19 protein-coding genes are annotated in these 18,418 nt (G+C 58.1%); 6 read left to right on the top strand and 13 right to left on the bottom strand.

Annotation, left to right across the window (positions count from 1 at the left end; all coding sequences use genetic code 11):
- Positions 1-81: 81 nt before the first annotated feature.
- Positions 82-1,134, top strand: a complete 1,053-nt coding sequence (locus ACZCED_RS04045; protein WP_462967616.1) for a hypothetical protein — start codon at positions 82-84, stop codon at positions 1,132-1,134.
- Here ACZCED_RS04045 and ACZCED_RS04040 read toward each other — a convergent pair.
- The 6 genes from ACZCED_RS04040 to ACZCED_RS04015 form a co-directional block, all read right to left on the bottom strand.
- Positions 1,128-1,760: a flavodoxin family protein gene (locus ACZCED_RS04040; RefSeq protein WP_462967615.1), complete on the bottom strand. Its 633-nt coding sequence runs from the start codon at positions 1,758-1,760 to the stop codon at positions 1,128-1,130. The two genes, ACZCED_RS04045 and ACZCED_RS04040, sit on opposite strands and share 7 nt — an antisense overlap.
- Positions 1,761-1,886: 126 nt before the next feature.
- Positions 1,887-2,498 (bottom strand): NAD(P)H:quinone oxidoreductase, encoded by a 612-nt coding sequence (wrbA, locus tag ACZCED_RS04035; protein ID WP_462967614.1) that lies wholly within the window; start codon positions 2,496-2,498, stop codon positions 1,887-1,889.
- A gap of 61 nt (positions 2,499-2,559) precedes the next feature.
- On the bottom strand, positions 2,560-2,994 hold the full coding sequence (locus tag ACZCED_RS04030) for a MarR family winged helix-turn-helix transcriptional regulator (RefSeq protein WP_462967613.1): 435 nt from the start codon (positions 2,992-2,994) through the stop codon (positions 2,560-2,562).
- A 139-nt stretch (positions 2,995-3,133) separates the two neighbouring features.
- The gene (locus ACZCED_RS04025) at positions 3,134-4,054 is read right to left on the bottom strand and encodes an Lcl C-terminal domain-containing protein (RefSeq protein ID WP_464860257.1); all 921 of its coding nucleotides are present in this window, start codon (positions 4,052-4,054) and stop codon (positions 3,134-3,136) included.
- 586 nt (positions 4,055-4,640) lie between these two features.
- On the bottom strand, positions 4,641-4,898 hold the full coding sequence (locus ACZCED_RS04020; RefSeq protein ID WP_462967611.1) for a putative signal transducing protein: 258 nt from the start codon (positions 4,896-4,898) through the stop codon (positions 4,641-4,643).
- Between the two features lie 137 nt (positions 4,899-5,035).
- Positions 5,036-5,380 carry an Mth938-like domain-containing protein gene (locus ACZCED_RS04015; protein ID WP_462967610.1) on the bottom strand — a complete coding sequence of 115 codons (345 nt, stop codon included), beginning with the start codon at positions 5,378-5,380 and terminating at the stop codon, positions 5,036-5,038.
- Between the two features lie 101 nt (positions 5,381-5,481).
- Here ACZCED_RS04015 and ACZCED_RS04010 point away from each other — a divergent pair, with 101 nt between their 5' ends.
- From ACZCED_RS04010 to ACZCED_RS03995, 4 genes are all read left to right on the top strand, one after another.
- Entirely contained in the window at positions 5,482-6,639 is a 1,158-nt protein-coding gene (locus ACZCED_RS04010) for a trans-sulfuration enzyme family protein (RefSeq protein WP_464860256.1), read from the top strand.
- 4 nt (positions 6,640-6,643) lie between these two features.
- Positions 6,644-7,141, top strand: coding sequence for a GNAT family N-acetyltransferase (locus ACZCED_RS04005; protein WP_464860255.1), 498 nt, complete (start codon positions 6,644-6,646; stop codon positions 7,139-7,141).
- 74 nt (positions 7,142-7,215) lie between these two features.
- On the top strand, positions 7,216-8,352 hold the full coding sequence (locus tag ACZCED_RS04000; protein ID WP_464860254.1) for a beta-ketoacyl-ACP synthase III: 1,137 nt from the start codon (positions 7,216-7,218) through the stop codon (positions 8,350-8,352).
- 14 nt (positions 8,353-8,366) lie between these two features.
- Positions 8,367-9,032, top strand: a complete 666-nt coding sequence (locus tag ACZCED_RS03995; protein WP_462967606.1) for a septal ring lytic transglycosylase RlpA family protein — start codon at positions 8,367-8,369, stop codon at positions 9,030-9,032.
- A 27-nt stretch (positions 9,033-9,059) separates the two neighbouring features.
- Here the strand turns inward: ACZCED_RS03995 and ACZCED_RS03990 are convergent, their stop codons facing one another.
- The 7 genes from ACZCED_RS03990 to ACZCED_RS03960 form a co-directional block, all read right to left on the bottom strand.
- Positions 9,060-10,244, bottom strand: coding sequence for a M20 family metallopeptidase (locus tag ACZCED_RS03990; protein WP_464860253.1), 1,185 nt, complete (start codon positions 10,242-10,244; stop codon positions 9,060-9,062).
- 12 nt (positions 10,245-10,256) lie between these two features.
- On the bottom strand, positions 10,257-11,144 hold the full coding sequence (locus ACZCED_RS03985) for an ABC transporter permease (RefSeq protein ID WP_462967604.1): 888 nt from the start codon (positions 11,142-11,144) through the stop codon (positions 10,257-10,259).
- On the bottom strand, positions 11,137-12,102 hold the full coding sequence (locus tag ACZCED_RS03980) for an ABC transporter permease (protein ID WP_462967603.1): 966 nt from the start codon (positions 12,100-12,102) through the stop codon (positions 11,137-11,139). The genes ACZCED_RS03985 and ACZCED_RS03980 overlap by 8 nt, the downstream gene beginning before the upstream one ends.
- 59 nt (positions 12,103-12,161) lie before the next feature.
- Complete coding sequence (locus tag ACZCED_RS03975) at positions 12,162-13,679, bottom strand: ABC transporter substrate-binding protein (RefSeq protein ID WP_462967602.1); 1,518 nt, start codon at positions 13,677-13,679, stop codon at positions 12,162-12,164.
- 80 nt (positions 13,680-13,759) lie between these two features.
- Positions 13,760-14,773 (bottom strand): ABC transporter ATP-binding protein, encoded by a 1,014-nt coding sequence (locus tag ACZCED_RS03970; RefSeq protein WP_464860252.1) that lies wholly within the window; start codon positions 14,771-14,773, stop codon positions 13,760-13,762.
- Positions 14,770-15,750 (bottom strand): ABC transporter ATP-binding protein, encoded by a 981-nt coding sequence (locus tag ACZCED_RS03965; protein ID WP_462967600.1) that lies wholly within the window; start codon positions 15,748-15,750, stop codon positions 14,770-14,772. Before ACZCED_RS03965 ends, ACZCED_RS03970 begins: the two co-directional genes overlap by 4 nt.
- On the bottom strand, positions 15,750-17,015 hold the full coding sequence (locus tag ACZCED_RS03960) for a metal-dependent hydrolase family protein (protein ID WP_464860251.1): 1,266 nt from the start codon (positions 17,013-17,015) through the stop codon (positions 15,750-15,752). The genes ACZCED_RS03965 and ACZCED_RS03960 overlap by 1 nt, the downstream gene beginning before the upstream one ends.
- 391 nt (positions 17,016-17,406) lie before the next feature.
- Between ACZCED_RS03960 and ACZCED_RS03955 the strand changes: the two genes are divergently transcribed.
- Positions 17,407-18,351, top strand: coding sequence for a helix-turn-helix domain-containing protein (locus ACZCED_RS03955; RefSeq protein WP_462967598.1), 945 nt, complete (start codon positions 17,407-17,409; stop codon positions 18,349-18,351).
- The last annotated feature ends 67 nt before the right edge of the window (positions 18,352-18,418 follow it).

Raw genomic sequence — 18,418 nt, 5'->3', positions numbered from 1 at the left:
GGAAAAGCGCTGGCTGTCGCGGTTCAACAAAAAGTGAAATAAGCCTTTCTATTTCAGCCGATTCAAGTAAGCTGTCAGAAAATGGCTTCCATTGAACAAAATCTGGCTCACATCGGCAAGTCAAACCCGCTGTTGGCCATTGAGCTGGCCAAACTCCCCGAAATCCGGTGGTTTCAAGGCGACGCCTCACGCCTGGCCCTGGACAACCTGCGACATCTCTACCGCCGGGCCCCTGAACGCTTCGATCACATGTTTGCTCGGATGAATACCATCGGCCTGCCCGGGCACCGCCTATTTTGCTCACCGCTGCAGGCCCTATTCTGGATGCTCCAGGATGAGAAATGGGAGGTTTCCGGCATGCTTCTGGGCCTCGACCTTGCCTGCGAGGCCGATGACGAGGGTCCGCCGCACCTGCCGGCAGTATCCGGACCGACAACCGGCCAGGACAGGCCCGCCCGCACCGAACCGGCTTACACGCTGGAAAAGATTCTTGATGCTGCCTGGAACGGTGAGCCGCGATTGCTGCCCGGAGCCAATATCCGCAAGATCATCGGTGGGCTGCAGGCCGATGCGGAAACGCAAGAATATGCGCTGCTCGTCAAGCGGCATACTGACCGGCAGATGCAAAGCTATATCATGGACGATTTCATGACCAAAAAGGAAGTCTTCAGCGTCAACGACTGGAAGGAGATAGAAAAGGCCGTCGAGCAATCCCGCTGGAAACGGTTCCATACGGTTGCCGACCGCCTCAATGCACCGGAATTGATCAGCTACTATATCAATAAAAATTTCTTTTTTCGAAAAACGCCTGCCAGCGGTGTCTATTTTACATTTTTTAAGAAAAGCGCCCAATGTACGGATGCGGCCTACTTTGCGCAGTTCATGTTAGATCGCGCCGGCTACAAGACCTTTATGAGAAGTGTCAAGTGGGACGAGGACCCCTGGGACGGCCTTCACACCGGAGCAGGCATCATCCTCGATGACGGGCGCTACCTGATAGTCTCCAACTATACGGGGATCAATTCCGTGTCCGGCCCCTTTTCGGATATCGACAACCTGGACCAGGCCCTTGCATGCAACAGGGAAATCATCCACAGCCAATGGGGGGCGTATTACCCCCCGCGCCATTACTGAAGATCGTTCGGAGGACCATGATCATCGTCAGGGTGGTCACTATCCGCCAACGCCCGAACCAAGTCATTGCCCGCCCTGTAGGCCGCTTCCAGAGAGGCGGGAGATTCGGCAATCTGCCCCTCCGTTTCGATGCCCCTGAAAACCAGAGACTGCCATAACTCCATATCCAGGGCATCCATGAAATACTTGACGCTGAGCAACGCGCCGTCGAACAGGCGTTTCCCCCTGGTGGAGCCGACGGAAATAAACAGGCCCTTGCGGGGATAGCTTTTCTGGCCGAAGGGTCTCTTTTCTATCCAGTATTTCTTGACCCACAGGGAATTGCAGCGATCCATCAGGATCTTGGTGTGCGCACTGACCGTGTAAAAGAAAATCGGTGAGGCCAGCATCAGGCCGTCGATGCGCTGCAGCAGTTCCTCGACATCCCCGTAGTCGTCCTTGATCACACACCGCCCGGCCTCCTTGCAGCCGTATATTTCGAAGCAGGGCGACATTTTCAGATCCCGCAGCACGATTTCGGTGACGCTGGCACCCGCTTCACGGGCGCCGGAGACGGCGTGCCTGAGCAGCGTGGACGAATTGCCCTGGCGGCGGGGGCTACCATATACGGCGGCGATTTCAATCATCGTTCCGTCTCCATGAATGGCTTCGATCTCACGTGGGCAATCCCAGGCGACCACCCCCCGCGGCAAGCCGCGGGGGGTGCCATGGCGTTAACGGTTCAACACCCGGCAGGCGACCCGGCTGCCCGGTCAGGACTTAAGTTTGGCAGCAATCGCGGCGACATGTTTGCCTTGAAATCGCGCCCCGGCCAATTCATTTTCGCTGGGCATCCGCTCACCTGACCCGCCGGCAATCGTCGACGCGCCATACGGCGACCCGCCGGTGATCTCATCGATTCGCATCTGGCCCTGGAAGGCATAGGGCAAACCGACAATCACGAAACCGTGATGCAGGAGCGTGGTGTGAAATGACAAAATGGTGGATTCCTGCCCCCCGTGCTGCGTCGCCGTGCTGGTAAAGACACTCCCGACTTTGCCCACCAGCGCACCTTGGGCCCACAGCTGGCCGGTGGCATCCAGGAATTGGCGCATTTGCCCGCACATATTGCCGAATCGCGTCGGCGTCCCAAAAATCACCGCGTCTGCGGAAGCCAGTTCTTCGACGGTGCAAACCGGCACCTGGGAAAAAGCCTTCTGGGCCTCGACGGCACCCATTTGTTCGAGCACTGCCTGCGGAAGCGTCTCGGGGACCCGCCGCAATTGGGCTTCGGCGCCGTCGACGTCCCGGACGCCCTGGGCAATCGCCTCGGCCATTTGGTGGATATGCCCGTAGGTGGAGTAGTATACAATAAGGACCTTCATGGTAGTGATCTCCTTTTCATGTATGTGTTCATCCAGATTGAATGCTTGATTGAGGTAAACATCAGGCGATCGCAACGCCGTCGGCATGCAGGCCGATCTTTTTGAGCAGCCTGACCAGTTCCCTGCGTTCTTCGGGGGTTAAAATGTCGGCGATGTTTTCAAGGTTCCGGGCGTGCTTTTCGTAGGCGTCATCGATGAGCCTGAACCCGGAATCGGTCAGGTGAAGCTTGAAAGAGCGGCCATCGGCCGGATCCTGCGTCCGTTCAACGAGCCCCTTCTCCGCCAGGCGGTTGACCGCAGCGGTCATCGACCCGCTGGTCAAGAGGACCTTTTTGCCGATGGTGTTGATGGGCAGCGGCCCTTTGTGCAATAGCGCCTCCAGGATGCCAAAATCGCTTGCATTGAGACCCGTCCCGGCAATGCTGGCCCGGTCGACCCGTTCAACGGCCTTGGCTGCCCGGCCCAGTATCAGGCGTATGTGGGATCCCGTTTCCATGGCCCAAAGGTAACCGCATATATCTTGATGTCAAGACATATGTTTCATTCTTTGTGGCCGCTTTTTTGCCCGGTAATGCAAATGGCAGAACCGCGTCAAGACCCCTCATCGTTCTTCGAAAAAAATGGTTTATTAGCGCTTATCGAATAATTGTAATTTCTTTTCCCCTTACCGGCCAAAGATAAAATTCTGACAACGGTTTATACCCGACTCCAATCGCACCGTCTATCATGTAGAGCACCCATGCATAATTCGTATCATACATGCTGGTCGTTGAAGACCAGTAAAAGTCCTTTACATCAGAAAACAAATGGCCATACGGCAGCGCCGGGGAATGGCGGCCAATATCTATTAAACTTTCAAGCTCAACGATATTCGGGACGCGCCAATCATTGTAGCCATATTTACTTTCTTTGTTCATCTTTAACAATGAATGGAAAGCCGACGCCCAATCCACCGTTTCCTGGGTTAGATTTGCCCTTTTCATCCATGTTAAAGCAGTAGCGCTGTCGTATAAAAAATGGTTATTTTCTGTGAAGCGGGGTTCTTTATGGTTTATGCCGGACTGGAATTCGCCATCCTGACCCGTATTGTGACAGTCTATGGTGACACCATCTTCATCATAGCAATACTGTTGGCCGGTCCGATAAAGTTGGCTGTGGATCCTTTTTTCTGCAATGCGAACAGGCCAAACCATATAGGAACCATATTTCATTCCTTTAAACACCCTTGCCCCGCCAAAATGGACGTACCATGCTTGATTCGGAAGTCTGGCACAACTTGAAGAAGTCCAATAATAGACTGGAAAAATATTCGTAAATGGGTTTTCCGTTGGTATGCTCGGGTTAATCGTTTTATGGCTTATCAAGCTGAACAATTCCTTACGATTCGGAAGTTTCCAATCATTGTATCCATAAAGGCCTGAAAGATTGAATGCTTTGATGGCATTGAATGCCTCATCCCAACTCATGGGAAAATCCAATAGAGAGGCATCCTTTGTCCACATCAATCCTGTCTGTGTATCAACGACAGTCTCATTTTCTTCTAAAAAACGACTCATGCGTTTCTTGTACCAAGATGGACAATCACGCATGGCTCATGGGCGGCAAAAGCATGCGGAATTCGCTAATGAAACGTTGAATGATGAATCAGCCTTATCCACAGTCACCTGCCTATTGCGGTCCAATGGAGCCAAAGGTTACAGTTTCTTGTTTAATTGACAGTGCTCTTCAGGATTCTTAACATCGCCGCAAATGATCGGCTGAACGGAATCATTGATTTTTTAAGGTGCTCAAAATAATCCTTATTTAAGTAGTCTACGAAGGTACAGTTCCAAAGTCCAATAGTTGCGTTCAAAGGCTCGGTCAACAATGACAGCCTCTGCTTTTTTAATGAATCCATCCATGTTGATAGCTGCCAGCGTTTTTAAACATCTTTTCGGAGCTATTTCCATTCCTTCAGGATCAGTCGTCCGTCAGGGGTAAGGGAAATCGTATCGACATGATAAAGATGATGAGGGATAAGAAATTCCTGATTGACAATCTGATTGTATTGGTTTCCGATCAAGAAAATTGTGGAAAAAGCGCTATAGTCACTTTATAAACGGCTGGGCATCCGGGTCTCGCATGGCAAGTTGGCGGATCTGATCAGTCGAGCATTCGCGTCAAGCCGCCATAGGCATGAGCTTGCACAAAATTCTCCAACAGTTCGCGAACCAGTGCGGCCTGCTCTTTTCTGACCATGAGCCGCATGGGCACGGAATTGAAGATATAGGGCGCAACCGTCTCCCCCAGGATGAAATAGTCGATTCCTTCCGCATCCAGGATGGACCTGAGAAAGACACGATCACCGGCATTGTGAACTTCCAGGACCATTTCGAAATCACTTGTGTTCTTGGTTTTCAACCTGTGATCCTCTGGCTTATAAAATTACCCTTTTCGCGGCTGGCAGGCGCTCCAGCCTGAAACCGGGCACCGCCCGTTTCCTCTTGAAAAGCCGTTCCGTTTCATTCGCGACCCAACCGACGGTATCGGCGAAAGCATCAGCAGGTCAGGTGAAAGCAGGCGCCGACTTTCAATCCCTCTGCGCTTTTATGATTGTATATTTCCACGGCCCGGGGATTGGGCTCGGCAATGAAGTCGATGCCCCTTTCCGCAAGAAAGGGTGAAACATCCGCCTCCGGCCGCATGCGCCCGCTGGTGCCCGTGCCCGCCACGATCAGCGCCGGTGCACCGTCGACGAGCAACTGGATATCGTCAACGTGAAGGGTGTGCCCGCGCCGCCGCCACCAGCCGTCCTTGACGCGCCCGTCGGGAAAGATGAACAGATCGGAGGTGTAGGTCCGGCCGTCGATGGTCATGGTGCCGAAGGCAGTCGATTCGATCATGGTCTCTCCGCTGAAAACATGCTAAGGATTTGTGTTTCCATGCAATCAAAATAAAGATCAAATAGAAATTTTCAACCTGCCCGACCGTCAAAGGAGTCGCCATGCTCAGTCAACACCATCGCATCGACACCCGGTTGATCCATGCCGGAGAGCCCGAAACGCGCATCTGCGGAGCCGTCAGCCTGCCGGTGTTCCAGTCGTCCACCTTCGAGTACGCCGGCCAGTCCAGCTATGACAACTTGAAATACATCCGCATGAACAACACCCCCAACCACGAGGTGCTTCACAAAAAATTGGCGGCCCTGGAGAACGCCGAGGCCGCCCTGGTGACCGCCAGCGGCATGGCGGCCATCACAACGACCCTGCTGGCCCTCTTCTCCCCCGGCGACCACATCCTGGTGCAGAACTGCCTGTACGGCGGCACCCAGGATTTCATCGTCTCGGATTTCGTTCCGCTGGGGTTTCAGTTCGATTTCATCGATGCCGACGATCCCGCATCCTGGACCTCCCTGCTCAAGCCCAACACCCGGGGGCTGTATGCGGAAACCATCACCAACCCGCTGATCCAGGTGGGAGACCTGAAGGCCCTGGCCGGGTTTGCCGGGACCAACGGCCTGATCTCCATGATCGACAACACCTTCGCCACGCCGCTCAATTTCCGGCCGGCCGAGTGGGGCTACGACATTTCCCTGCACAGCTGCACCAAATATCTCAACGGCCATTCGGACATCGTGGCCGGGGCGGTCATCGGCAAGGATACGCTTGTGAAAAAGATCGCCCACAAGCTGATTCACCTGGGCGGCAGCCTGGATCCCCACGCCTGCTTCCTCCTGCACCGCGGGATGAAAACCCTGGCCCTGCGTGTCCGTCACCAGAACCGTAGCGCCCAGATCATTGCCGAGGCCCTCGCCGCCCATCCGGCCGTCGACCGGGTCAACTACCCCGGCCTGCCCGACCATCCCGGTCATGACCGGGCCAAAGCGCTGCTGGACGGCTTCGGCGGCATGGTCAGTTTCGAGCTGAAAGGCGGACTTGCCGCCGCCGAGCGGTTCATGCAGCGCGTGACGGTTCCCATCGTGGCCCCCAGCCTGGGCGGCGTGGAGACCCTGGTCACCCGCCCGGCCACCACCTCCCACGCCGGCATGAGCGCTGCGGAACGCAAGGCGGCCGGCATCAGCGACGCCCTGGTACGCCTTTCCGTGGGCATCGAGGACACGCAGGATCTGATCGACGATTTTGAAAACGCCCTGAACGGATGATCCAATGGCTGCACACCCAAACCCTTTGATTGTTCAAGCGTCGGAAGCGGACATCGACCGGTTGTCCAGGCTGATCCGCCAAAGCTTTGCGGATGTGGCCGACCGGTTCGAACTGACCCCGCAGAACTGCCCCAGGCACCCGTCGAACTATACCCGTGAATGGGTTGAAAGGGATCTGCGGCGGGGGGTGCGCTATTTCATCCTGTCGGCCGGGGGCGTTGCCGTCGGATGTGTCGGCCTGGAAAAGGCATCGCAGGCGACCTTCTACATGGAGCGGTTGGCTGTGCTTCCGGACCATCGCGGCAAGGGATACGGGACCCGCCTGGTCCGCCACGCTATCAGCCAGGCCCGTAAATCGGGCGCTGCCAGCGTGGGCATCGGGATCATCGCCGCGGATACCGGTTTGAAGGCTTTCTACAAGGCATTGGGCTTTGAGGAAGGGGAAACCAAAACCTTCCCCCACCTGCCCTTTGCCGTGGCGTTTTTGAAGGTTCTGGTGTAAAGGCAGGGCGGTAAAAGCAATTGAACGGCAACGTGACACCCTGATAAAGTTTTAGCGAGCACCAAAGGATAGCCATGTCACCATCAGTACGACCCACGGTTGTCATCAGCGGCAGCGGCCTGTGGACGCCCGACCATATCATCACCAATGACGAACTGGTAACCGCCTACAACGAATGGGCCGCCCGCTACAATGACCGGCACGCCGAGGCCATCGCGGCAGGCGAACGAGAAGAAAAACCGCTCAGCTCGGTGGAATTCATCGAAAAAGCCTCCGGCATCAAACAGCGTTATGCCTACATCAAGGATGGGATTCTGGATGTGGACCGCATGCGCCCGGCCATTCCGGAGCGGCCGGACGAGGCGCTTTCCGACCAGGCCGAAATGGCCGTCCACGCCGCCCGCGGTGCCATGGAGGCCGCCGGCAAGACAGCGGCCGACATCGATGCCGTCATCGTCTCCTGCGCCTACACCCAGCGGTCCTATCCGGCCATCGCCATCGAGGTGCAGGAGGCCCTGGGCATCGACGGCTTCGGTTTCGACATGCTGGTGGCCTGCTCGGCGGCCACCTTCGCCCTGCACCGCGCCTACGAAATGGTCGCGGCCGGCACGGCCCGCTGCGTGCTGGCCATCAACCCGGAGCTGACCTCGCCCCAGGTCAATTTCTGCGACCGGGACAGCCACTTCATCTTCGGCGACGTGGCCACGGCAACGATTGTGGAGGCAGCCGATACCTGCGCGGCGCCTTACAGTTACGAAATCCTCGGCACCCGGGCCCAGACCAAGTTCTCCAGCCATGTGCGCTCCAACTTCGGCTATGTCAGCCGGGCCAACGATGTGGATCCGTTCGGTGCCGACAAGCTGTTTCACCAGAACGGCCGCCGGGTGTTCAAAGAGGTCTGCCCCTTGGCCGTCCAGCATTTGACGGACCATATCTCCCGGCACGGACTGAAGGTGCCCGACATCAAGCGCTGGTGGCTTCACCAGGCCAACATCAACATGAACCTGCATATCGGCGGCAAGCTGCTGGGGCGCGAGACCACCTTCGATGAAGCGCCCATCGTGCTGGACCGCTACGCCAACACCGCCTCGGCCGGTTCGCTGATCGCCTTTCACCTCTATCACCAGGACCTGAAACCCGGCGACCACGGCGTCATCTGCTCCTTCGGTGCGGGCTATTCCATCGGCAGCCTGGTGGTGAGAAAACGGTGATCATGCCTTAAATCATGCGTAATCCGGAAAACAGACAGCCAATTCGCCTCTGCCTGACCCTGGCGGTCTCGGTAGTGCTCCTCCTGTCGGCCTGCGGCGTGATACGCACCACCTACCGGCTGACCAAGGGAACCGTGGTCCTGGCCTACAAGGTGACCAAATTTGCCGGCAGCACCGTCTACACGGTCGGCGGATTCACCTTCGACGTGGTCACCGCCCCGCTCTCCTGGCCCCTGACCCACGACGACATCGACACCATCGACGGCCTCTCCCCCAAGGAAGCCATCGCCCAGGGCCGCGTCAAGGCTTCGCCCTATACGGTCCGGGGCAAGCGCTATGTGCCCATGACAGTGGCCCAGGCGCAGACCTACCGCGAAAAAGGCATCGCCTCCTGGTACGGCGATGAAACCTACCGGCAGCGCGGCGGACACATGACGGCCAACGGCGAAGCCTTCAACCCGGATGGGCTCAGCGCCGCCCACAAACACCTGCCCCTGCCCATCTTCGTGCGCGTGACCAACCTGTCCAACGGACGAAGCATCGTCGTGCGGGTCAACGATCGCGGACCGTTTATCGAAGGGCGGATGATCGATCTGAGCGCCGGGGCGGCCAAGCGGCTGGGCTTTTACAAGCAGGGTACGGCCCGCGTGCTGGTGGAGACGGTCGAGTTGGAAGGGTGACGAATAAAAATATAAATGCGCTATGCTCTACTTCTTCTCCTGAGCGATTGCCTTACACACGGAAGCGATGAGCTGGACCTGGGGGACGATGCTGCCCAACTCCACATACTCGTCCTGACGGTGGGCATTGGCGCCGACGGGTCCCATACCATCGATGGTGGGAATGCCCAGAGCGGATGTGAAATTGCCGTCCGAGCAGCCGCCGGTGGATATAAACTCGATCGGCAAACCGACTTCCGCGGCCTTTTCCTCTATCAGCCGCCACAACTGCATGGTGCGCTCGTCAGCTTCCATGGGCGGGCGGCCGACACCGCCGCTCACCGTCAGCGTGACTCCCGGCACATGGGTGTTCTCCGGCAGCGATTGAAAGAATGCCTCGACCGGCGCCACGTCGCTTTTCTTAGCCACGCGCACATCCACCGACGCCCGCGCCTCGTCCGGAATGATGTTGGTTTTATCCCCGCCGCGAATCACGGTCACGTGCGCCGAAACGCCCTCGCCGGCATCGTCGTTGAACCGCTGAACAGCTATCGCCTGGTGGGCGATCTCCACGGCGGCGTTGGCCCCCTTTTCCGGCTCCACTCCGGCATGGGCCGACGCACCCCGGGCCGTGATCTGAAATCCGCCGCCCCCTTTTCGCTGCAGGACGAACCGGTGGCCCGGACGGCAGGGTTCGAAGACGAATACCCGTCGGCTGTTGCGGGCATGTTCTTCGATCCACTGCCTCGCCGCCGCCGATCCGACCTCTTCGTCGCCGTTGAAACACACGCCGATCGACAATCGGTCCAGCACCCCGTCGTGATGAAGGGCCTCCAGGACGTGCAGGGCCACCAGCAATCCGCCTTTCATGTCGCAGACACCGGGTCCGGTGGCCCGGTCTCCGTCAAGGGCAAAGGGCCGTTTCTCCGCTTCACCCGTCGGAAATACCGTGTCCATGTGCCCCAAGAACAGAATATCGAAGGGCCGGTCCCCGGAGCGGTTGGCGGCCTGCAGGCAGGGCACGCCCCGGTCCCCCAACTTCTCTATCCGGACGGAAAAGCCGATCGCCGCCAGCCGCCGGCTTAAAAACGGTGCCACGTGCGCGATGCCGGCAATGTTGTCGCTGCTGCTGTCGATGTTGACCAGGGTCTTGAGGTCTTCGATGAATGTATCAATCCTGCCGGCAATGAAGCCATTCATATCGATTTTCATGGTTTCCCGATCGCGTTTCATTCCCAGGAATGGCTATCCCTGCCGTTCGATCTTGGGGTTCAGCTCTTCCCGCAGCCAGTCGGCAAAAAGGTTGATGCCGACCACCAGCAGAATCAGGGTGGCTCCCGGAAAAACCACCATCCACCACATGCCCGCGTAGATATAGTTCTTGCCGATGGCGATCATCATGCCCAGGGAGGGCCGCGTGATGGGTACGCCGACACCCAGAAAGCTCAAGGTGGCCTCGAGCATAATCACCACGGCCAGATCCACGGCCACGACCACGAAAATCGGCGGAATGGCGTTGGGCATCAGGTGCTTGAAAAGCAACCGGAAATCACCGGCACCCGTGGCCTTGGCAGCCATGACATAGGCCTCCTGCTTGACTTCCAGGACACTGCCCCGCATGGTGCGGGCATAACGGACCCAATCCACCATGCAGATGGCCGCCACCACCGTGAAGATGCCCCGCTCTTTGAACAGTCCCAGCAGGAGAATGGCCATCAAGGTGGTGGAAAAAGAGAAAAAGGTGTCGGCCAGCCGCATGGTCACGGCATCGATCCAGCCACCGTAGTAGCCGGCCAGCAGACCCATCACCACGCCAAAGGTCCCGGCAATGCTCACCACGCTGAACCCCACGAGCAATGAGGTGCGCAGTCCGTAGAGAATAGTGCTGAAAATCCCCCTGCCTTGATCGTCCGTTCCCAGCCAGAATGGGGCGCTGCCCCCCTCCATCCAGACCGGTGGCTGAAGAAAATTCTCCAGGCTCACGGTTTCCAGGTCATAGGGATTTTGGGGCGCCAGCAACGGCGCCAGCAGCGCCACCAGGATGAACACCACCATCAGCACACTCCCGGCAATGGCGGAGGGATCGTGCAGGTAATGGTAAAGTAACCGGGATTTGATGCGGTGCTTAGTCATAGCGTATTTTCGGGTTCAACAGGGCGTAGAGGATGTCCACGGCGATGTTGATGATCAGGATCATCAAGGCCGCCAGCATGATGTAGGTGGCGATGACCGGTTGGTCCGACTCGTAGATGGAGGTCAGCAGGAGGTTGCCCATGCCCGGCCATTGGAAAATGGTTTCCGTGACGATGGCGAAGGCCAGGATTTCCCCGAACTGCAGGCCTGTCATGGTCACCACGGGAATCAACACATTGCGCAGCGCGTGTTTGAAAATCACCTTGAACGGGGGCAGCCCTTTGGCCCAGGCCGTCTTGATAAACTCTTCGGCCAGGACTTCGCGCATGCCGGCCCGAGTCAGGCGCATGAGCACCGCCAACTGGTACATGGCCAGGGTGGTGGCCGGCAGGATCAGGTGTTTGATGCCGTCTATGCTCAACAGGCCGGTGCGCCAGAAACCGAGGGTGACGGTGTCACCCCGGCCGAAGGGCGGCAGAATCTCAAGCCAGACGGAAAACACCATGATGAGCAGGATGCCGATCAGAAAGGTCGGGATGGAAATGCCGGCCAGCGAACCGGCCATGATCAGGCGGTTGCCCACGGCGTAAGGTTTCAGCGACACCACCACACCCAGGATGAGCCCGATGGTAAAAGCCATGCAAACCGCGGTAAGGGCCAGCTCGAAAGTGGCCGGAAAACGCTCCAGGATCAAGCGCAGCACCGGCACCCGACTCACATAGGAGAGCCCGAAATTGCCCTGCACGGCATTGGCCAGGAATCGTCCGTACTGGACATGCACCGGCTTGTCCAGGCCAAAGGTCTGCCTGATCATCTCGCGCTCCTCGGTGGTGGCGTATTGGCCGGCGAGGGTCTGGACGGGGTCGCCCATGTAGCGAAAGATGATAAAGCAGATCAGGGTCACGCCCAGAAGAACGAAGGCGCCCTGTAGCAGTCTTCTCAGGATATAGGTAAACATTCGTTCCGACTGGTCGGCGCCGCCCGTTCAGGCGCGGCGCCGCCGGTTTGTACCCACGGTTATTTGCTGATTTCCTTATAGACCATCCACATGTCGGCCCGGGGCGTGAATTGGATCTTCTTGGCCTTGTGCAACGCATAGATGTCCTGCTGATAATGCAGCGGAATCCAGGCGATCTTGTCGATCATGGTCAGCTTGTTCAGGTCCTGAAGCACCTTGGCCCGCTCGGCCTGATCGACGATGTTGGTCGTGGACTGCAGCATGCGGTCCATATCGGCGTCGCTGAAGCGGGTGCCGTTCCAGGTGCCGTAGCCGCGCTCTTTGTCGTAGCTGTGAATCAGGTTGAAATAAGTGCGTCCCATATCGAAGGCACCGTCCAGCCATCCGATCAGGTAGAAGTTGTGCTTGGCTTCCTGGACTTCGGGGAAGAACACGGATTTGGGCTTCACGTCCAGGTTCACCGTGATGCCGATCTTGGCCAGGTATTTGGCCACGGCCTCGGCAATCTTGGCGTCCTGCACATAGCGGTCGTTGGGAGCAGCCAGGGTGATTTCAAAGCCCTTCTCGTAGCCGGCCTCCTTCATCAGTTGCTTGGCCATGGCCAGGTCGTAGGGGTAGCGTTTGAGGTCGGGATTGAAGCCGATGGTTGCCGCGTCGGGCACCTGTGCCGTGGGCGTGGCCTGGCCGCGCATGACCTTTTCCACGATCTCATCCTCGTTAATGGCCATGTACATGGCTTTTCTCACGCGGATGTCCGCAGTCGGGGTGCCCTGGGCGTTGCCCAGCGCCAGAAAGATCGCCCGGCGGGCGGGACGGTTGATCACATCCAGCTTGGGGTTGGCAGCCACTTTCTCGAACAGCTCCACCGGCACGCCTGTGACCATGTCCACCTTGCCTGAGACGAGGGCGGCGAAGCGGGTGGAGGACTCGGTGATGGGATTGACCTCGACGGTCTTGATCGGCGGCGCCCCTTCCCAGTAGTTTTCATTGGCCGCCATGCGCAGGTAGGAGCCTTTGACCCATTCGGTCAGCTTGTAGGCACCGGTGCCGATCGGATTCTGGCCCACGTCGCCCACGTCGCGGGCTTCTGTGGATTCCTTGTCCATGATGAAAATCTGGTGCAGGTTGTTGGCAAACCACTGGATGGGCTCCTTGGTCTTGATGACCACCGTGTAATCATCGATGATCTCGATGGTGTCGAGGCTCTTGCCCGTGTTGGTAAATTCAGACACCTCGGGATTGTTGAGCCGCTCGAAGGAGAATTTGACGTCCTGGGCATCGAAGGTGTTGCCGTTGTGGAAGGTGACTCCCTTTCTCAGATAGAACTTCCAGGTAAGCAGGTCCGGGTGTTCGTAGCGCTCGGCCAGTGCCGGCTCGAATTTGCCCCCGGTGAGCTGCAGCAGGCCGTCGAAGAAGTTGGCCATGACCGACAGGTTGGCATCCGCATCGGAGCCGTGGGGGTTCATGGTCCGCGGGGGGCTGTCCACGGCGACCACCAGGTCGGCGGCGGCCATGGCCGTTGCCGCCATCAGCGACAGGCAAAGAACGACACCCAGTTTCAATAACGTTTTTTTCATCTTTACGCCTCCTTGTCTTGCGGTTGGTTCAGTTAGCCGACAGTGACTCCGTATGCAGCGTGCGCCATCGGCCATTTTTTTCACTCGTAGAGAAAACAACGGACCGCATGGCCCGGTGAAACATCTTTCAGCGTCGGAACCGACTCATGGCAATGATCCATGCGCCGGGGGCAGCGGGGGTGGAAGTGGCACCCGGCAGGCGGTTGGATCGGGCTGGGCACATCACCCTGGAGGATGATCCGTTCCTTCTTCCTTCCCGGTTCAGGCACCGGCACCGCCGACAGCAGTGCCTGGGTGTAGGGGTGCTTGGGGTGCTGGTACAGGTCGCGGTAGCTTCCGCTTTCTACCACGCGGCCCAGATACATCACCGCCACCCGGTCGCACAGATGCTCCACCACGGCCAGGTCATGGGCGATGATGATGTAGGAGAGGCCGAACTCCGCCTGCAGATCGATCAGCAGGTTGATGATCTGCGCCTGAATCGACACGTCCAGAGCGGACACCGGCTCGTCGCCCACGATCAGGTTGGGGTCAAGGGTCAGGGCCCGGGCAATGCCCACCCGCTGACGCTGCCCGCCTGAAAACTCGTGGGGATAGCGCCGGCCATAGTCCGGTGAAAGGCCCACTTTTTCCAGCAGGTAAGCCACGCGCTCGGCCCGCTCCTTACCCGGATAGAGGCCGTGGATTTCCATGGGATCGGACAAGATCTGCTGAACCGTAAGACGGGGATTCAGGGACGAGTAGGGGTCCTGGAAAATGATCTGCATCTCCTTGCAAAGGGCCCGCAGGCTCCGCCGGTCCGTACCCGTGATGTCCTGCCCATTATAGGCGATGCGACCCGCGGTGGGTCTGATGAGCTGCAGGATCCCCAGCCCCGCCGTCGTCTTTCCACACCCGCTTTCGCCGACGATTCCCAGGGTTTCCCCCTTCTGGAGTGAGAACGACACCCCGTCGACGGCAAACACGTGGCCCACCGTTTTGGACAGGAGCCCACGCTTGATGGGGAAATGGACTTTCAGGTTGTCGACCTGGAGCAGCGTTGTCAATCGTCTGGGTTCCTTTCTGCCGGCAATGGCTTCGGCATGTGCTCTCAATAAAGCCAGCAGCGCACCGTGTGCCCCTCGTCGGTTTCCTTGAGTTCCGGAACCGTGCTGCGGCACACGTCCATGGCATGCCGGCAGCGCGGATGAAAAGCACACCCGCCGGGCATGTTCAGCAGGCCCGGCACCATCCCCTGGATTTCCGACAGCCGTTGACGCCCGTGCGTGGCCCGATTACCCAGTTTGGGTATCGATTTGAGCAGCCCACGGGTGTAAGGATGCTTGGGATCTTCAAAAACGACCTCAGTGCGGGCCGATTCCACCGCCTTGCCGGCATACATCACCACCACCCGGTTGGCGATCTCGGCGATGACCCCCAGATCATGCGTGATCATCATGATGGCCGTGTCGTAGTCCTGGCGCAGGGTGAGCATGATGTCCAGAATCTGGGCCTGCACGGTCACATCCAGAGCGGTGGTGGGCTCGTCGGCAATCAGGATCTCCGGATTGCACGCCAGGGCCATGGCGATCATGACGCGTTGACGCATGCCGCCGGAAAGCTGGTGGGGATAGGCCTGAACCCGACGCTCCGGGGCCGGGATCTGGACCCGCTTCAACATTGCCACGGCCTTTTCCAGCGCGGCCTTTCGCGACAGGCCCTCATGCTGGATGAACATTTCAGAAATCTGGTTGCCGATGGTGAACACGGGGTTCAGGGAGGTCATGGGCTCCTGGAAGATCATGGCGATGCGGTTGCCGCGGATGCCCCGCATGGTCTCCATGGACAGCTTGGCGATATCCACACCGTCAAAAAGGATCCGCCCTCCGACGATTCTGCCCGGCGGCTCGGGAATCAGCCGCATGATCGTCTGTGCGGTGACGCTTTTGCCGCACCCCGATTCTCCGACGATCCCCAGCACCTCGCCCCGGTCCAGGTGAAAGGAGACATCGTCAACGGCGCGAGCCACACCATCAAAGGTGAAAAAATGGGTTTCCAAGCCCTGAACGTCCAGCAGATGCGCCGCTTCCATCAGCGGTTCCTTTCGGGCCGCGGCAAACGGTCTTTCATGACCTGTCCGGCCTTCATCACCAGTAGCACTGTCTCCCGCCCCCGTTCGAAAAGCGTCGGATCCGCCAGCGGGTTGCCGTCCAGTACGATGAGATCCGCATCCTTACCCGCCTCCAGTGTGCCGATCCGGTCTGCCATGTTCAGCAGCTGGGCGTTGGTGCGGGTGGCCGAGACAATGGCCTCCATGGGCGAGAGGAGTTCGGCCTTGATGGCCAATTCCCTGCCCTTGAGATGCTGGAAAGGACCGATGATATCCGATCCCGAGGCAATCCTGACCCCGGCCTCCCGGGCGATGCGGACCGCCTCGCGGCCGGCTTGTGAGACCTGGCCGATCTTTTGTCTGGCGTAGCCGGCCATAGCGCTGCCTGCCTCGCCGGTGAGGATATCATAGACGGTGAGCGTGGGAACCAGGTAGGCGCCAGCGGCGGCCATGCGACGGGCGGTGTTCTCATCCAGCAGGTTGCCGTGCTCGATGCTGCGGACGCCTGCCGCCAGGCAGTTGCCGATGGCCTGCGGGCTGTAGGCATGAGCCATCACGTAAGTACCGGCTGCCTCGGCCACCTCTACCGCAGCCTTCAGCTCGGCAACGGAAAACTGCCAGTGCCCCGGCTGGTCGCTGGGGGAATCCACTCCGCCGTCGGCAGCGACCTTCACCTGATTGGCCCCACGACGCAGGACCGCGCGGGCAGCTTTGCGAACCGCGTCCGGGCCGTCACATATCTCCGGATAGATCCCAAGCCGGTTGCGGGCCACGCTGGCGGTACCGAAAATCCCGCGCATGTCGAAGTGTCCCCCGGTGGGCGTCAGCGGAGAGACACTGAGCAACAGGCGCGGGCCGTTGATCAAGCCCTGATCGATGGCGTCGACGAAACCCCAATCCAGGCCTGCCGCATCCCGCACGGTGGTAAATCCCAAATCGATATCGGTTTCCAGGTTGCGCGTGGTCCTGTGGACGTAAACGGCCGGGCTCAGACTGGCCGTTTCCTCCATCTGAAGGGCAATGTTGCCCGCATGTACATGGGCGTCAATGAGACCGGGCATGATGGTTTTCCCGGAGATGTCCACCTCGCGGACATCCGCGGGAATCGGGGCATTTTGCCTCGGACCGGCAAAACGAATGGCCTTGGCGGCCACCACGACGCAGGATTCGTTGATTTCCGGGTCACCGGCACCGTTGATGAGCCGGCCGCCGGTAAAAACGGTGGTGATCTCGTGGCAATCAACCATGGCAATCTGCCTTTTCTTTTTCGACACTGCCAGTTGGGGTGACAAATACCCCGCCGGGACGATGGGACGGCATGTCCATCTTGGATAAATCTATGGTTGGACCGGATGCCCTGCCCTCGGAGGGTTGCACGTTTTTTTGCGAGATGATCCTTTTTAACAATGCGAAAGCAGCCTGTCAACACATAACTAAATGCTGGTTTATGAATTATTTACAATAGTATTTAAATTTTTTATATTATGTAATTTAAGATAATTATAATGTTTTATAAAATTATAAGGACGAAATTTAAACACAGTTTAAAATATATGCAAAATATCATGAAAATAATTGGCGGATGTGATATGCAAATGACAAGGATAATGGTCATCCTTCCGGGGGGGAAAGCTCTTTATGAATCAACAACAGCACGCCCGTAGCGCCTACATCCAGGACCTGTTAAAGCAAAGTCCCCTGTCTCGGAACCAGATCGCCTCCATCTCGGGACTGTCGAACCCATACATCCTGGATCTCGAAAAAGGGACCATCACCAATGTCGGCCGGGACAAGCTCATCGCCCTTGCCATCGCCCTGGACCTGGGACTCAAGCAGATCGATGAGATGATGACCCGCTTTGATCGGGCGACCTTGAGTGAGGCCGACATTCCCTTGTTTGTCGAGACCACCCGGCGTATCCGGATATCATCCGCGCTGCACCCGGTCCATGACAGTTTCACCTTTGATCTGATGCTGCTTTCGGTGGAGCGGCACGCCGGTCGACACATCATCGTCAGTCCCCGGCCAGCCTCCTGCCTACGCGCCGAAGGTCACCGCCGCTATGCTGAAAATCGCCTTTGCGAGGAGCACCCCCTGTATGGCGACCTGGTTGAAACCATCGTCAAAGAGCGCAAACACCGGTTGCTGATCAACCTCAACCAGCACCCGGTTGAACAATATGTGTGCCGAGAGTGCCTGGCGGATTACATTCTGCGCTGCGGCGACCCACAGGAGCGTAACTGGCGGATCCGGCATATCCGCAGTGCCATCAACCTGATCGAGGCCCATGATAATTTCCAGTTTCACCTCACCACCGAGTGCCCCAGCTTTATTTTTGTACTCAAGTCACCGCCGGACTCGACAACCGGCAGCGACACCCTGGTTATTGCCAACATCCCACCTCACCGCTACCAGGTGAAAACGTCCGGTCTGCTGGCCGGATTCGCCACAGAGAATCAGGCGGTCATTGAAAACTTCAAAAAGGAGTTGCAAGCCGTCAAATGCACCGTAATCGAAAAATTTGAGACACGGCAACGGCTGGTCGCCCATCTAGAGGAATTGGTGGCAACGGCGACCCACTGAGGCTGCCGCCCCCGCCCAAGGGCCAAAACTGCGACCATCTGCCTTCCTGCCTGATGCTTTGATTTGC

It is taken from the genome of Desulfosarcina sp., assembly GCF_055467485.1.
Note: the sequence above shows the minus strand (reverse complement) of the source record. Positions and strands in the feature narration are given on the sequence as shown.

Coding starts and splice junctions, on each gene's coding strand:
- ACZCED_RS04005 (WP_464860255.1), top strand. CDS start 6,644: ATGGCTGCACACCCAAACCCTTTGATTGTTCAAGCGTCGGAAGCGGAC.
- ACZCED_RS04045 (WP_462967616.1), top strand. CDS start 82: ATGGCTTCCATTGAACAAAATCTGGCTCACATCGGCAAGTCAAACCCG.
- ACZCED_RS03980 (WP_462967603.1), bottom strand. CDS start 12,102: ATGTTTACCTATATCCTGAGAAGACTGCTACAGGGCGCCTTCGTTCTT.
- ACZCED_RS04040 (WP_462967615.1), bottom strand. CDS start 1,760: ATGATTGAAATCGCCGCCGTATATGGTAGCCCCCGCCGCCAGGGCAAT.
- ACZCED_RS03995 (WP_462967606.1), top strand. CDS start 8,367: ATGCGTAATCCGGAAAACAGACAGCCAATTCGCCTCTGCCTGACCCTG.
- ACZCED_RS04015 (WP_462967610.1), bottom strand. CDS start 5,380: ATGATCGAATCGACTGCCTTCGGCACCATGACCATCGACGGCCGGACC.
- wrbA (WP_462967614.1), bottom strand. CDS start 2,498: ATGAAGGTCCTTATTGTATACTACTCCACCTACGGGCATATCCACCAA.
- ACZCED_RS03990 (WP_464860253.1), bottom strand. CDS start 10,244: ATGAAACGCGATCGGGAAACCATGAAAATCGATATGAATGGCTTCATT.
- ACZCED_RS04010 (WP_464860256.1), top strand. CDS start 5,482: ATGCTCAGTCAACACCATCGCATCGACACCCGGTTGATCCATGCCGGA.
- ACZCED_RS03985 (WP_462967604.1), bottom strand. CDS start 11,144: ATGACTAAGCACCGCATCAAATCCCGGTTACTTTACCATTACCTGCAC.
- ACZCED_RS03975 (WP_462967602.1), bottom strand. CDS start 13,679: ATGAAAAAAACGTTATTGAAACTGGGTGTCGTTCTTTGCCTGTCGCTG.
- ACZCED_RS04030 (WP_462967613.1), bottom strand. CDS start 2,994: ATGGAAACGGGATCCCACATACGCCTGATACTGGGCCGGGCAGCCAAG.
- ACZCED_RS04000 (WP_464860254.1), top strand. CDS start 7,216: ATGTCACCATCAGTACGACCCACGGTTGTCATCAGCGGCAGCGGCCTG.
- ACZCED_RS03965 (WP_462967600.1), bottom strand. CDS start 15,750: ATGGAAGCGGCGCATCTGCTGGACGTTCAGGGCTTGGAAACCCATTTT.
- ACZCED_RS03955 (WP_462967598.1), top strand. CDS start 17,407: ATGAATCAACAACAGCACGCCCGTAGCGCCTACATCCAGGACCTGTTA.
- ACZCED_RS03960 (WP_464860251.1), bottom strand. CDS start 17,015: ATGGTTGATTGCCACGAGATCACCACCGTTTTTACCGGCGGCCGGCTC.
- ACZCED_RS04025 (WP_464860257.1), bottom strand. CDS start 4,054: ATGAGTCGTTTTTTAGAAGAAAATGAGACTGTCGTTGATACACAGACA.